Source organism: Rhizobium sp. 62_C5_N11_2 (assembly GCF_051811185.1).
Classification (GTDB): domain Bacteria; phylum Pseudomonadota; class Alphaproteobacteria; order Rhizobiales; family Rhizobiaceae; genus Rhizobium; species Rhizobium leguminosarum.
Map to the genome: position 1 here is coordinate 473,287 of NZ_JBPWPW010000001.1, position 13,285 is coordinate 486,571.

General features: G+C 61.1%; 13 protein-coding genes and 2 pseudogenes. 9 read left to right on the forward strand and 6 right to left on the reverse strand.

Annotation, left to right across the window (positions count from 1 at the left end; translation table 11 throughout):
• Window positions 1–42 precede the first annotated feature (42 nt).
• The 5 genes from AB8B31_RS02355 to AB8B31_RS02375 are packed head-to-tail and all read left to right on the forward strand — an operon-like array spanning window position 43 to window position 4,480.
• Window positions 43–1,047: an ABC transporter permease subunit gene (locus tag AB8B31_RS02355; RefSeq protein ID WP_105005003.1), complete on the forward strand. Its 1,005-nt coding sequence runs from the start codon at window positions 43–45 to the stop codon at window positions 1,045–1,047.
• Window positions 1,048–1,056: 9 nt separating this feature from the next.
• Complete coding sequence (locus AB8B31_RS02360; RefSeq protein WP_128401357.1) at window positions 1,057–1,947, forward strand: ABC transporter permease subunit; 891 nt, start codon at window positions 1,057–1,059, stop codon at window positions 1,945–1,947.
• Window positions 1,947–2,963, forward strand: a complete 1,017-nt coding sequence (locus tag AB8B31_RS02365; protein WP_131703041.1) for an ABC transporter ATP-binding protein — start codon at window positions 1,947–1,949, stop codon at window positions 2,961–2,963. The genes AB8B31_RS02360 and AB8B31_RS02365 overlap by 1 nt, the downstream gene beginning before the upstream one ends.
• The gene (locus tag AB8B31_RS02370; RefSeq protein ID WP_128401359.1) at window positions 2,960–3,913 is read left to right on the forward strand and encodes a peptide ABC transporter ATP-binding protein; all 954 of its coding nucleotides are present in this window, start codon (window positions 2,960–2,962) and stop codon (window positions 3,911–3,913) included. The genes AB8B31_RS02365 and AB8B31_RS02370 overlap by 4 nt, the downstream gene beginning before the upstream one ends.
• 27 nt (window positions 3,914–3,940) lie before the next feature.
• Window positions 3,941–4,480 carry a gluconokinase gene (locus AB8B31_RS02375; protein ID WP_131703040.1) on the forward strand — a complete coding sequence of 180 codons (540 nt, stop codon included), beginning with the start codon at window positions 3,941–3,943 and terminating at the stop codon, window positions 4,478–4,480.
• Here the strand turns inward: AB8B31_RS02375 and AB8B31_RS02380 are convergent.
• The 3 genes from AB8B31_RS02380 to AB8B31_RS02390 all read right to left on the reverse strand — a co-directional run bounded on the left by AB8B31_RS02380 (window position 4,470) and on the right by AB8B31_RS02390 (window position 7,346).
• Complete coding sequence (locus AB8B31_RS02380; protein WP_131703039.1) at window positions 4,470–5,717, reverse strand: NAD(P)/FAD-dependent oxidoreductase; 1,248 nt, start codon at window positions 5,715–5,717, stop codon at window positions 4,470–4,472. The genes AB8B31_RS02375 and AB8B31_RS02380 overlap by 11 nt on opposite strands.
• A gap of 76 nt (window positions 5,718–5,793) precedes the next feature.
• Window positions 5,794–6,297: an isoprenylcysteine carboxyl methyltransferase family protein gene (locus tag AB8B31_RS02385; protein ID WP_131703038.1), complete on the reverse strand. Its 504-nt coding sequence runs from the start codon at window positions 6,295–6,297 to the stop codon at window positions 5,794–5,796.
• Window positions 6,294–7,346, reverse strand: coding sequence for a type III polyketide synthase (locus AB8B31_RS02390; RefSeq protein ID WP_131703037.1), 1,053 nt, complete (start codon window positions 7,344–7,346; stop codon window positions 6,294–6,296). Before AB8B31_RS02390 ends, AB8B31_RS02385 begins: the two co-directional genes overlap by 4 nt.
• 168 nt (window positions 7,347–7,514) lie before the next feature.
• Between AB8B31_RS02390 and AB8B31_RS02395 the strand changes: the two genes are divergently transcribed.
• The 4 genes and pseudogenes from AB8B31_RS02395 to AB8B31_RS02410 all read left to right on the forward strand — a co-directional run.
• Complete coding sequence (locus AB8B31_RS02395) at window positions 7,515–8,051, forward strand: tetratricopeptide repeat protein (protein ID WP_131703036.1); 537 nt, start codon at window positions 7,515–7,517, stop codon at window positions 8,049–8,051.
• A 48-nt stretch (window positions 8,052–8,099) separates the two neighbouring features.
• Window positions 8,100–8,707 (forward strand): annotated as a pseudogene (locus AB8B31_RS02400) (RNA polymerase sigma factor).
• Window positions 8,704–9,507 carry an anti-sigma factor family protein gene (locus AB8B31_RS02405; protein ID WP_131703034.1) on the forward strand — a complete coding sequence of 268 codons (804 nt, stop codon included), beginning with the start codon at window positions 8,704–8,706 and terminating at the stop codon, window positions 9,505–9,507. The pseudogene AB8B31_RS02400 and the gene AB8B31_RS02405 overlap by 4 nt, the downstream one beginning before the upstream one ends.
• A 44-nt stretch (window positions 9,508–9,551) precedes the next feature.
• Window positions 9,552–9,813: pseudogene (locus tag AB8B31_RS02410) on the forward strand (transposase); the annotation flags it as partial.
• 163 nt (window positions 9,814–9,976) lie between these two features.
• Here the strand turns inward: AB8B31_RS02410 and AB8B31_RS02415 are convergent.
• From AB8B31_RS02415 to rfbD, 3 genes are all read right to left on the reverse strand, one after another.
• Window positions 9,977–11,404 carry a mannose-1-phosphate guanylyltransferase/mannose-6-phosphate isomerase gene (locus tag AB8B31_RS02415; RefSeq protein WP_197727791.1) on the reverse strand — a complete coding sequence of 476 codons (1,428 nt, stop codon included), beginning with the start codon at window positions 11,402–11,404 and terminating at the stop codon, window positions 9,977–9,979.
• A 127-nt stretch (window positions 11,405–11,531) separates the two neighbouring features.
• Window positions 11,532–12,395, reverse strand: a complete 864-nt coding sequence (gene rfbA, locus AB8B31_RS02420; protein ID WP_131702211.1) for a glucose-1-phosphate thymidylyltransferase RfbA — start codon at window positions 12,393–12,395, stop codon at window positions 11,532–11,534.
• Window positions 12,392–13,285 (reverse strand): dTDP-4-dehydrorhamnose reductase, encoded by an 894-nt coding sequence (gene rfbD, locus AB8B31_RS02425; protein WP_131702210.1) that lies wholly within the window; start codon window positions 13,283–13,285, stop codon window positions 12,392–12,394. The genes rfbA and rfbD overlap by 4 nt, the downstream gene beginning before the upstream one ends.

A 13,285-nucleotide genomic window follows, 5' to 3' on the forward strand; every position in this document is an offset into this window, starting at 1 on the left:
GGTCAGGGTCTCCTGACCGCCGGAAACTATTGGACACCTGCCATGTTGCGTTTTTTCATCGGCCGCTTTGCGGTGCTGATCCCGACATTCCTCGGCGTTTCCCTCATTGCCTTCTCGTTCATCCGCCTGCTCCCCGGCGATCCCGTCATGCTCCTGTCGGGGGAACGTGTCATGGCGCCGGAGCGGCACGCTCAGATCATGCATGATCTCGGTTTCGACCGGCCCATGTATGTGCAGTATTTCGATTATCTCGGAAAGGTGCTGCAAGGCGATCTCGGCACCTCGATCGTCACCAAGCGGCCCGTTCTCGGCGAATTCCTCACGCTGTTTCCGGCAACGCTCGAGCTTTCGCTCTGTGCCATCATCCTCGCCGTCTGTCTTGGCGTGCCCGCCGGCGTCTTTGCGGCCGTCAAACGAGGCACGTGGTTCGATCAGAGCGTGATGGGTGTTGCCCTCATCGGTTATTCCATGCCGATTTTCTGGTGGGGCCTGCTGCTCATCATCTTCTTCTCCGGCTATCTCGGCTGGACGCCGGTTTCCGGCCGTATCTCGCTGATGTATTTCTTCAAGCCGGTCACCGGATTCATGCTCGTCGACAGCCTGCTGTCAGGTCAGAAGGGAGCGTTCTCCTCGGCCGTCAGCTACCTCATTCTGCCGACCATCGTGCTGGCGACCATTCCGCTCGCCGTCATTGCGCGCCAGACGCGTTCGGCGATGCTCGAGGTTCTGGGGGAGGATTATGTCCGCACGGCGCGCTCGAAGGGCCTGAAGCCGCTGCGCGTCGTCGGCGTGCATGCGCTGCGCAATGCGATGATCCCTGTCATCACCACGATTGGTCTGCAGATCGGCGTTCTTCTTGCCGGCGCCATCCTCACCGAGACGATCTTCTCCTGGCCGGGTATCGGCAAATGGATGGTCGATTCGGTCTTCAAGCGCGATTACGCCGTGGTCCAGGGCGGTCTTCTGCTGATCGCCGGCGTCATCATGCTGGTCAATCTGATTGTTGATGTTCTCTACGGCTTCATCAATCCGCGCATTCGTCATTAGGAGCGGTTCATGAGCACCGTCACCGTCAAAACCGGCCAGCCATCCGCTGTTGCGGAGTTCTGGCATTATTTCTCCCGCAACAAGGGCGCCGTCATCGGCCTGGTGGTTTTCATCATCATTCTGGTCGTCGCAATCCTTGCGCCGCTCTTTGCGCCACATCAGCCGAACGAGCAGAACCGCGCGGTACTGCTGGCAGTGCCGTTCTGGATGGAGGGCGGCAGCGCCTCCTTCCCGCTCGGAACGGATGCCGTCGGCCGCGATATCCTTTCGCGCCTGATCTACGGCGCGCGGTTTTCGCTCTTCATCGGCGTCGTCGTCGTCACGCTTTCGGTCATTTCAGGCGTCCTGATCGGCCTCGTCGCTGGATTTTTCCGCGGCAAGGTCGATACGGCGATCATGCGCCTGATGGATATCATCCTGGCCTTCCCGTCGCTGCTGCTGGCTCTCGTGCTGGTGGCCGTGCTCGGGCCAGGGCTTACCAATGCGATGATCGCGATTTCGCTGGTCAATCAGCCGCATTTCGTGCGGCTGACGCGCGCCTCGGTTATTTCAGAGCGTGAGAAGGAATATGTGATCGCCTCGCGTGTCGCCGGTGCCGGCACCTTCCGGTTGATGTTCAAGACGATCCTGCCGAACTGTCTTGGGCCACTGATCGTTCAAGCGACGCTCGCCTTCTCGGCGGCGATTCTCGATGCCGCCGCTCTCGGCTTTCTCGGCATGGGCGCCCAGCCGCCGACACCCGAATGGGGGACGATGCTGGCCGAATCCCGTGAGTTCATCTCGCGCGCCTGGTGGGTGGTGACGTTTCCGGGTCTTGCCATCCTCATCACCGTTCTCGCCATCAACCTGATGGGCGACGGCCTGCGCGACGCGCTCGATCCCAAACTGAAGAGGTCGTGATGCCACTCCTCGAGATTGAAAATCTGACGGTCGAATTCCAGACCTCTTCCGGTCTCTTCCGCGCCGTCGACGGCGTATCGCTTGTCTGCGACAAGGGCGAGATCCTGTCGGTCGTCGGCGAATCCGGCTCGGGTAAATCCGTCGCCATGCTGGCCCTCATGGGGCTTTTGCCCTGGACGGCGAAGATCACCGCCGACCGCATGCAGTTCGACGGCAAGGATCTGCGCGACATCTCCGCCCGCCAGCGCCGCAGGATCGTCGGCAAAGACATGGCGATGATCTTCCAGGAGCCGATGTCGAGCCTCAATCCGTGCTTCACGGTCGGTTTCCAGCTCGGCGAGACGCTGCGCGTCCATATGGGCCTCAACCGTAAGGAGCGTCGCCAACGCTCGATCGAATTGCTCAACCTCGTCGGCATTCCGGCGCCGGAAGAGCGCCTGTCGAACTTCCCGCATCAGATGTCGGGCGGCATGAGCCAGCGCGTCATGATCGCCATGGCGCTCGCCTGCAATCCGAAGCTCCTCATCGCCGACGAGCCGACGACCGCGCTCGACGTGACGATCCAGGCACAGATCCTCGATCTGCTCGTCCGCCTGCAGAAGGAGCAGGGCATGGCGCTGGTGCTGATCACCCACGACATGGGCGTCGTCGCCGAAACCGCCGAGCGTGTGCAGGTGCAATATGCCGGCCAGAAGGTCGAGGAGCAGCCGGTGGGGGCGCTGTTCCGCGATCCGCATCATCCCTATACCGCAGCCCTGCTCGCCGCTCTGCCGGAACGCGCCAAAGTCGGCCAGCGTCTTCCCTCGATCGCCGGTGTCGTTCCCGGCCAGCATGGTCGTCCGACAGGCTGTCTGTTTGCGCCGCGCTGCGGCTTCGCCACGGTCGAATGCGATCGCGGCGTCGTCCGCCAGGGGCCGGAGCTCGGACTGGCGCTCTGCAACTATCCTTTGAAGGACGGCAAGCCGCTCGGGCATCCCGGCATCATGGCCGTTGAAACTGCAGGAGACCTCGTATGACGGACGCTGTTCTCGAGGGCAGGGATCTCGCCCGCTTTTACACCGTCAACCGCGGCCTCTTCAAAGCCGATGCCACCGTCAAGGCGCTGAACGGTGTCAGCTTCAGCCTGCATTCCGGCAAGACGCTCGCGGTCGTCGGCGAATCCGGCTGCGGCAAGTCGACGCTCGCCCGCCTGGTCACGATGATCGAGAATCCGACATCGGGGCAATTGCTGATCGACGGCAAGCCCGCCCATGTCGGCGATCGCAGCCTGCGCAGCCAGGTGCAGATCGTCTTCCAGAACCCCTACGGCTCGCTCAACCCGCGCCAGAAGGTCGGCTCGATCCTCGAAGAGCCGCTGAAGATCAACACCAATCTGGACGCCGCCGGCCGCCGCCGCAAGGTGGAGGAGATGATGGCCCGCGTCGGTCTGCGTCCGGAGCATTATGGCCGCTATCCCCATATGTTCTCGGGCGGCCAGCGCCAGCGCATCGCCATTGCCCGCGCCCTGATGCTGCGGCCGAAGGTACTGGTGCTCGACGAACCGGTCTCGGCGCTCGACCTTTCGATCCAGGCGCAGGTGCTGAACCTCTTGATGGACCTGCAGAAGGAGATGGGGCTTGCCTATCTCTTCATCTCGCACGGCCTGTCCGTCGTCCATCATATCGCCGACGAGGTGATGGTAATGTATCTCGGCCGTCCCGTGGAAACCGGTCCCGCCGCCGAGGTCTTCGCCAGGCCGCGCCACCCCTATACGGCAGCCTTGCTGTCGGCCACTCCGATCGCCGATCCCGATCGCGAAAAGACCCGCATTCGCCTGCAGGGCGAACTGCCTTCGCCGTTGAAGCCGCCGTCAGGTTGCCACTTCAATCCGCGCTGCTGGAAGGCGCAGGACCATTGCCGCCAGGTTTCTCCCGAATTAACTGGCGAAGGCACACATCAATATGCCTGTCATTTCCCGCTCGATTGAGCGGGAAGATAAGCCCGAGGAGTAAACATGCCGGATGAGCAGATGAACAAGCCTCATGCGATCATCGTCATGGGGGTCAGCGGCTGCGGCAAATCCTCCGTCGGCGAGAAACTCGCCGAAGCCCTGCACCTGGCCTTCGTCGAAGGCGATGCGCTTCATCCGGCCGCCAATGTCGAGAAGATGTCGAAGGGCATTCCGCTGATCGATGAGGACCGGATGCCCTGGCTCGACCGCATTGGCGAAGACATGAAGGCCTCGCTGGAGAAAAGCCAGGGCATCATCGTCTCCTGCTCGGCGCTGAAGCGCATCTATCGCGACAGGCTCAGGGCTGCTGCCGGCGGCAATCTGTTCTTCGTATATCTCGAAGGTTCGAGGGCGCTGCTGATGAAGCGTATGGGCGAGCGCAAGGGACATTTCATGCCGGTCTCGCTGCTCGATAGCCAACTGGCGACGCTAGAACCGCCGACCGGCGAGCCGGGCGTCGTCACTGTCGATATCGACGACACGATCGAAGGCATTGCGGCAACGGCGCTCAAGAGCCTCGCCGCGCTCGGTATTACGGGTTGAAACGCTGCGGCGAATAGGCCGCGATATCGATGAAGGGCGTCTCGCCGGTAATGAGTTCGGCAAGCGCGCGGCCGGTCACCGGCCCGAGGGTCAGCCCGTGGTGGGCATGGCCGAAGGCAAACCACAGGCCTTGATGGCGCGGCGCCTTGCCGATGATCGGCATCATGTCTGGCGTGCAGGGGCGCGCCCCCATCCAGGGTTCGGGATCGAGCCTGCCTCCGAGCGGGAAGATGGTGCGCGCCACGGCTTCGGCGCGGTCGAGCTGGACCGGCGTCTTCGGCGCGTCGAGTGTTGCAAACTCCGCCCCTGTCGTCAGGCGAATGCCGCGGCGCATCGGCGCAAGGAGATAGCCGCGTTCGGCATCGAGCGTCCAGTTGTTGAGCACGGCATTGCCCTCGGCGGCATAGTGCATGTGATAGCCGCGCTTGACGCCGAGCGGGAAGGAATAGCCAAGCCGGCGCGTTGCAACGGCCGCCCAGGGGCCGAGCGCCATCACCGCATCCTCGGCTTCGAGCGGACCTTCCCTCGTCATGATCTTCCAGCCGGAGCCAAACGGACCGAGCGAGGCGGCGTCACCCGTAACGAACCGGCCACCGAGACTTTCGAAATAGCGGCGATAGGCCGATGTCAGTGCATGCGGGTCGAGCACCGACCAAGGATCGCGCCAGCGAATACCGCCGGCGAAATCGCCGGTCATATGAGGTTCCATGCGGGCGATATCGGCCGGCGTCAGGCTGTCATACTCCACGCCGAATTCATTCTGCCAAAGTGCTGCCTCTGCAAAAGCCCCGTCGCGCTTGGCTTCACTGCGGAAAATCTTTATCCAGCCGTCCTTGCGGATCAGCGCTTCGGCCTGCGACGCCTCGATCAGATCCTTGTGTTCGACAACCGAATTTTCGATCAGCGGCGCATAGGCCCGGGTGATGATCGCGTGGCGGCGCGCATTGGAATTCCACCAGTAGCGAGCGAGAAAGGCGATCTGGCTCGGCAGTGTGCGCAGATGATAATGCGCGTCGATGCGGTTATTCAGCGCATAACGCAGCAAAAGTCCGAGCTGCTGGGGAAAGCCGTAAGGCGCGACACCTTCGCGCTGGATCAGGCCGGCATTGCCAAAGGAGGTTTCGTTGCCCGGATCCTTGCGGTCGATCAGCGTCACCTGCCGGCCGCGCCGCTGAAGATGGATGGCGGTGGAAACCCCGACGATGCCGGCGCCGAGCACGATTGCGTTCTTCGTCATTTCCGCTTGCATTCCGCTTTGTTTATCGGGGTGAAAATGCCCTTGCCGATACCGCGACGCAAACGGAAAATCGCATTCATTTCAAAATCATTGCGCTTTTCAGTGCGGCATTTTCAGCCTTCACGCGGACATGGAGGATAAGCGCGTTGAGAAGTGAAAAGACGATCGCGTAAAGCGGCAGGCCGAAGGCGAGCGGGAGGACGGCGATCTCGCCGACGACGATCGCATAGTTCGGATGGCGGAGGAGGCGATAGGGCCCGGATCTCACGAGCGGTGCGCCGGGCAGGACGATGATACGCGTCGTCCAGCGGCCTTTCAGTGTCGCCAGCACCCAGAGCCGCAGCGCCTGCAGCCCCATGAAGACGAGAAACCAGAAGAGTGCGACCGGCCTGCCCGGTGCAAGCAACCAAAGGCCGGCGATCCAGCCTGCATGCAGCGCCACCATGACGGGATAATGCTCGGGTGCGACCTCTCTGGCGCCTCTGGCAAGAAGCGCCGCCGTGTTGCGCCGGGCAAGCACGAGTTCCGCCAGCCGCTGCAGCGTCACGAATGTCAAAAGCGCGATCGACGGCCACATCATGCCGCCCTCCGCAGCGTCACGCAGCTGGCCGAAAAGCCAGGCCCCATGGCGATCATCGCGGAGCGCGCCGGCAACCCGGCGCGGATTGCCCGCTCCAGCACGAACAGGATGGTCGGCGAGGACATGTTGCCGTATTCGGCAAGCACGGCGCGCTCGTGATCGAGCGTCCCCGGCGTCATCGAAAACGCGCTCTCCATCGCGGCCAGCACCTTCATGCCGCCGGGATGGCAGATGAAGCGGTCGATATCCTCCACCCTCAGCCCGTTGCGGGCCAGAATGGCCGTTACCGCTGGGCCGAGCTGCTTTTCGGCAAACGGCGGCAGCGATTGCGCCAGCACGATACCGAAGCCGCCGTCATCGATCTTCCAGCCCATGATATCGAGCGTGTCGGGAAAGAGATGTTCGCCGGTCGATTCCACCTCCGCCAACCCGTCTTCGCCTGATCGCAGCACGCAGGCGGCAGCGCCGTCGCCGAACAGCGCCGTCGCGATGATGTTTGGCCGCGTCAGCTCATCCAGCCGAAAGGCAAGCGTGCAAAGCTCGATCGAGACGAAAAGCACAACAGTGCCCGGCCGCCCACGCGCTAGTCGCGAGGCGATCGCAAAGCCTGACACGCCGGCGGCACAGCCGAGCCCGAAGACCGGCACGCGCTCGATATCGGGTCTGAAACCCATCTTGCGGCTAAGCTGCGCATCGAGGCTCGGTGTCGTAAAACCAGTGGAGGAGACGGTCACGACACAGTCGACATCGCCGGCCTCAAGCCCTGCCTGGCGAAGGGCCGAGCTGGCAGCCTCGACGAAAAGCCCGCCTGCCACCTCTGCAAAGGCCTGCATCCGGTCTTGCCAGCCATGTGGCTCGTCGAACCAGGCAAGCGGGCGCGCCGCATGGCGCTTTTGGATACCGGCGCTGTCGAAGACGCGGGCAAGATGGCGGAAATCCTCGAAGCGGTCGGCAAACAGTCGGGCCGAGGCTTCGACCGCCTGTTTTTGGAAAATGACATGTTCGGGTGTGGCAACGGCGAGGCTGACGAGTTTGACGGTGTCGGTCACAGAATTCTCCTTGTCCCTCCGGCGGAACGAAGGAAAACACGCAGACGCCCAAATTATTCAGCTCTCAAGCTTCACGAAAGGGTGAAGAAAGAAATGCAAGCAGCAGCCGAATAAAGCTGGATGCAGCGGTGTTCTCTCGTCGCAACGTCACTTTCGAGGAGTTTCCCCATGACGATCATGACAGCCCGCATCGCTTCCATCATTCTCGGCGGCTGCCTTGCCGCTTCTGTTGTCTCCGGTCCGGTTTTTGCCGTCGGCGATGATAGCAGCACGACGCCGGTCTGCAAGAAGGGCGAGATCTACGACCAGAAGACCAAAAAATGCGTCAAGCAGCAGAGCGCCAACGTCTCCGACGAGAACCGCGCCGACTATGCCTATTCGCTGGCCAAGGCCGGCCGTTATGAAGAGGCGCTTGCCGTGCTCGACACGGTCAAGGATCAGAACACCGCCGAAGTGCTGAATTATCGCGGTTATGCCACCCGCAAGCTCGGCCGCACCGACGAGGGCATCTCCTATTATCTGCAGTCGGTGAAGATGGACCCGCAATACGCCAAGGTCCGCGAATATCTCGGTGAAGCCTATGTCATCAAGGGTCAGCTCGATCTCGCCAAGGACCAACTGAAGTCAATCAAGGCGATCTGCGGCACCGGCTGCGAGGAATATCAGGATCTGAACGCTGCCATCCTCGATCCCTCGAAGATCTGATCAGCAGGCCACGGGGCGGGAAAATGGAAGCACGAAAGGGATGTAAGAATGTCGGTCGCGCGCACCCATTTTCCTGCCTATAGTCGCGCGAGAATGGAATCGCCGGTTCACCCGGCGGTTTCGAAGAATGCAGGATCGGCGGAGGCGGCCATCGCGAGCGAAGCGGATATCAGGAGCGGCCTGACGGAAAATCTGGCAAGGCTCTGGCGTTATGGTCTCGTTCTCTCGCATCAGCGCGATGTCGCCGACGACCTGGTCCAGGCGACCTGCCTTCGCGCACTCGAGCGCGCCGATCAGTTCATTCCTGGCACCCGGCTCGACCGCTGGCTGTTTTCGATCCTGCATTCGATCTGGCTGAACGAGATCCGTTCCCGCCGGGTGCGCCAGGGTCAGGGTTTCGTCGATGCCGGGGAGACGCTGACCTTCGACGGTGCGCACGACACCGAAACGCATGTGATGGCGGGTCAGGTGCTGAAACAGGTGAATGCGCTGCCTGAGGCGCAGAGGACGGTGGTTTTCCTCGCCTATGTGGAAGGGCTTTCCTATCGCGAGGTTGCAGGCATATTGGATATCCCGATCGGAACCGTGATGAGCCGGCTGGCGGCTGCCCGCGCCAAGCTCTCCGGCGCGCCGGACCGGAAGGGGGACGGCAATGAATAGGAAATACACCATTCCCTCCGACGAGGACCTGACCGCCTTCATCGACGGCGAACTGACGCCCGAAGAGGCTGCGCGCATTGAAGCCATTATGAACGAAGACGAGAGCGTCGCTGAACGGCTGGAATTTTTGGCGCGCGCCAGCCTACCGTTCGAGCAAGCCTTCGCCCCGCTGCTCGCCGAAGCCCCGCGCGCGAAGCTGCAGACGATGCTCGCTGCCATCCCGGTGCAGCCGGGCGCAAGATCCGACCCCATGCCCGCTTTCGCCAGCCGTCGCCGCTTCCTCGGCGCGCTCGCCGCCTCGCTGGTCGCCGGCATCGCGATCGACCGCGCCGTCATCGGCATGGGAGCACGCTTTTCGGCAAAGGACGAAAACAGCGAATGGCGCAGCGTGGTCGCCGATTATATCTCGCTCTATACCCCGGAGACCCTGGCCGGCCCCGCGCCCGTCAGGGAGGTCCAGGCCGCCCAGCTCAGGCCCCTCGACGAAAAACTCGGCCTGTCGCTCTCCCCCGAAGCCGTCTCGCTCCCGGGCATCGATTTCAAACGCGCACTGATGCTGCAATATGACGGCAAACCGCTCGCCCAGATCGCCTATCTCGACCCCGAAACCGGCCCCATGGCGCTCTGCATCGTCAAATCAGATGCGGGCAGCAAGGCGCCGGACCTCGAAAGCCGCAAGGGCCTGAACGTGATCTACTGGTCGAACGAGACGCACGCCTTCATGCTGATCGGCCGCATTCCGGCCGACCGCATGAAGGAATTGGGAGAGGACGTCAGGAGGAGACTTTCAGCATGACCCCTTGGTAATGTGGACTCTTGGGATTCCCAAAGCCGAGCAAAATAGGACTCAAGACTGTCTTTTGGAGACAGTCATGGGGTGTTTTAGATCGTCCCATTCTTCGGGATGACCAGTGGGAACGGGATGTCTCGCCAGATCATTGGCGATGATCGCACGCGTGCTTCGTCTGGACGTGACAATCGAATGTTTGTGGAAGCCGTCCTGTTGATTGTGCGGACTGGTTCGCCCTGGCGCTATCTGCCGGATGTGTTCGGTGATTGGAACCGCGTATTTCGGCGCTTCACTCGCTGGAGCCGGAAAGGCACCATGATGGAAAGAAATCCGGCAAGGGCGGGCAGGGTACGCATCAGGGGGATATCTCCGGTCATGTTTGTCGGTACGTCCATTCTACGAGAACCCCAAGAGGAAATTCAACAGCGAGGATGGCGCGCCAGAAAAAGGCCCGCCTATCGGCTCTGGCTGCACTTTACGTTCTTCCGAACTCATCGACGATGCGAATGATGTCGTCCTCGCCGAGATAGGAGCCTGTCTGAACCTCGATGAGCTCGAGAAGAATCTTGCCGGGGTTGGCGAGGCGGTGGACTTCGCCGAGCGGAATATAGACGCTTTCGTTCTCGCGCAGCATCCGCACGGTTTCGCCGACCGTCACCTCAGCCGTTCCCTTGACGACGATCCAGTGTTCGGAGCGATGGTGGTGTTTTTGCAGCGATAGCTTCTTGCCCGGCGTGACGAAGATGCGCTTCACCTGGAAACGATCGCCGTTGAAGATGGAGGTATAGCCGCCCCAGGGGCGATAGGATGTCGGATGGGTTTCGGCGAATTTCGCCGTGGCGGACGTGGAGGCCAGCATCTTGACCAATTGTCCGACATTCTGGCTGTCTTTGAGCGGTCCGACATAGACGGCGTCTTCGCTGGCGATGACGGCGACATCATCCATGCCCTGGACGGCAAGATGCACGCCATGGGTCATGACGAGCGAGTTGCGGGTATTGACGACGGTGGTGTTTGAGGCGGCGACGTTGCCGTTTTCGTCGCGTGCGCCGGATTTCCAGACGGCATCCCAGCTGCCCATGTCCGACCATTTGAACGGCGAGGGGACGATTGCGGCCTTGGACGTTTTTTCCATGATCGCATAGTCGATGGAGATATCGGGGCTCTTGGCGAAATGGTCGGCGTCGAGGCGGGTGAAATCGAGGTCGCGGCTTGCTTTCGAAACGGCCTTGCTGGCCGCCTTCAGCACATCGGGCGCATATTCCTGCAGTTCGGCGATGAGTTCCGGCACCGGGAACATGAAGATGCCTGAATTCCAGTAGAAGCCGCCGTCGGCGAGCATCTGCTCGGCCTTCTCAAGTGCCGGCTTTTCGACAAACCGCTTGACCTTGTGTGCACCGTTTTCGAGGGCATCGCCGATCTCGATATAGCCGTAACCCGTCGCCGGCTCCGTCGGGGTGATGCCGAAGGTTACGAGCTTGCCGTCGGCAGCGGCATCGCGGGCGATGCGGATGCAATCGAAATAGCTCTTGTCGGCAAGGATCTCGTGATCCGAGGCGAGCATCTGGATGATGGTGTGCTTGCCGAACAGGTCGGCGGCAAGCGTTGCGGCCGCGGCTACCGCTGCGGCTGTGTTGCGGGCGACCGGTTCGAGCAGGATCGCTGCGAGCGGGATGGCGCGCTCGCGAGCCTGTTCGGCGACCAGGAAGCGGAATTCCTCATTGGTGACGACGATCGGGGCTTCATAGAGCTCGGGATCGGAAACGCGTTCGAGAGTTTCCTGAAACAACGTCTTGTCGCCGACGAACTGGATGAATTGTTTCGGTGCGGTGGCACGGGAAAGCGGCCAGAGCCGCGTGCCTTTGCCGCCGGCCATGATCACGGGAATGATTTTCTGCGTCATAGGCGGGTTCCTTGAAATAAACGGCTTGTTCGTCGCATGTTGCCGGGCGCCTGCCCAGTCTCTTATTCGATTGAGCCCTGTATTCAGCAGGTCCAGGGCTGCAGCTTCGCTGCCGGATGGCAACTATTTAATCCATGAAGCCACGCAAATATTGGCCATAATCGCCTTTGCCCGCTTTGGCGGCAATTTGGGCGAAGTGCTCCTTTGTTATAAAGCCTTTCGCCAGCGCGATTTCCTCTGGGCAGGCGATCTTGAAGCCCTGGCGTTTTTCAAGCGTGCGGACGAACTCGCCGGCCTCGAGCAGGCTTTCGGGCGTGCCCGTGTCAAGCCAGGCATAACCACGACCCATCATCGAGACGCGCAGCTTCCCCCGCTCCAGATATGTCCTGTTGACATCGGTTATTTCATATTCGCCGCGCGCCGAAGGCTTTAAATTGGCTGCGATATCAACGACGTCGGCATCGTAAAAATAAAGGCCGGTGACAGCCCAGTGTGATTTCGGCTTCGCCGGCTTTTCTTCAATCGAAATTGCAGTCATATCGCTGCCGAATTCGACGACACCGTAACGTTCGGGATCGTGCACGTGATAGGCAAATACCGTCGCGCCATCACCTTTGGATACGCCCTCTTCAAGCAGCTCAGGCAGGCCGTGGCCGAAGTAGATATTGTCTCCGAGGATGAGACAGGATGGTCCCCCCGCCACGAAATCTGCGCCAATAATGTAGGCTTGCGCCAGTCCATCGGGGCTTGGCTGCACGGCATAGCTCAGAGACATGCCCCAGTCGCTGCCATCACCCAGCAACCGCTGAAAAAGCGGCATATCGTGCGGGGTGGAGATGATCAGAACTTCCCGTATGCCAGCCAGCATCAAGGTGGTCAGCGGGTAGTAGATCATTGGCTTATCATAGATCGGAAGCAGTTGCTTCGAGACCGAATGAGTCATCGGGTGCAGTCGACTGCCGCTGCCCCCCGCAAGCACTATACCTTTCATACGGCCTCCTTCGGCTCTTCCAAGAGCTTTGTCACAGCAGCTCGCGTTGATACCTGCCACTCCGGCATGCTGACGCCATAGAGGCGCTTCAACTTATCGCAGCACAATCGGGAATTGGCGGGCCGGTTCGCGGCTGTTGGGTAGTCGGCGGTCGCAATGTCCCTGACAGTGACACGCCTGCCGGTCTTTTCCTCAAGAATGGATAATATATATCGAGCAAACTCGGCCCAGTTCGTTTCGCCGCTGCCGGCCAAATGAAAAACGCCGCGCAAGTCCGGGCTGGAATCCTTTGCTAGCCTGTCTGCTATTTTGACGATAGCCTCGGCGATGTCGTTGGCGGAGGTTGGGCAACCCAGTTGATCGCTGACAACGCTCAACTCTTCCCGCGTCTCCGCAAGCCTGAGCATGGTTTTCAAAAAGTTATGGCCAAACGTTGAATAGACCCAGGCTGTCCGCAGGATGACATGGTTTTCATTGGCTGCGGCGACCGCATATTCGCCCTCGAGCTTCGATCTGCCATAGACGGATACCGGTCCGACCGGGTCGCTCTCGACATAGCGTTCGGGCTTGTCTCCGTCGAACACATAATCGGTCGAGAGATGGATGATAGGAAAGGACAGCTCGGCAGCTGCGGCAGCGATGGCTCTTGCGCCGTCTCGATTGATGGCGAAAGCCGCCGCCTCATCACTTTCGGCTTTGTCAACGGCAGTGTAGGCGGCCGACGAGACGACGATGTCGGGTTTGAGCTTCGCAATGGTTTCATGCACCATCGAAGGCTCGAGCAAATCCAGCTCGGGCCTGCCGATGGCGATGACCTCGATACCTCCGGCGTTCAGCGCTTGCAACGCAGACGAGACCTGGCCGCTCTTGCCTGTTACCGCGATGCGCAT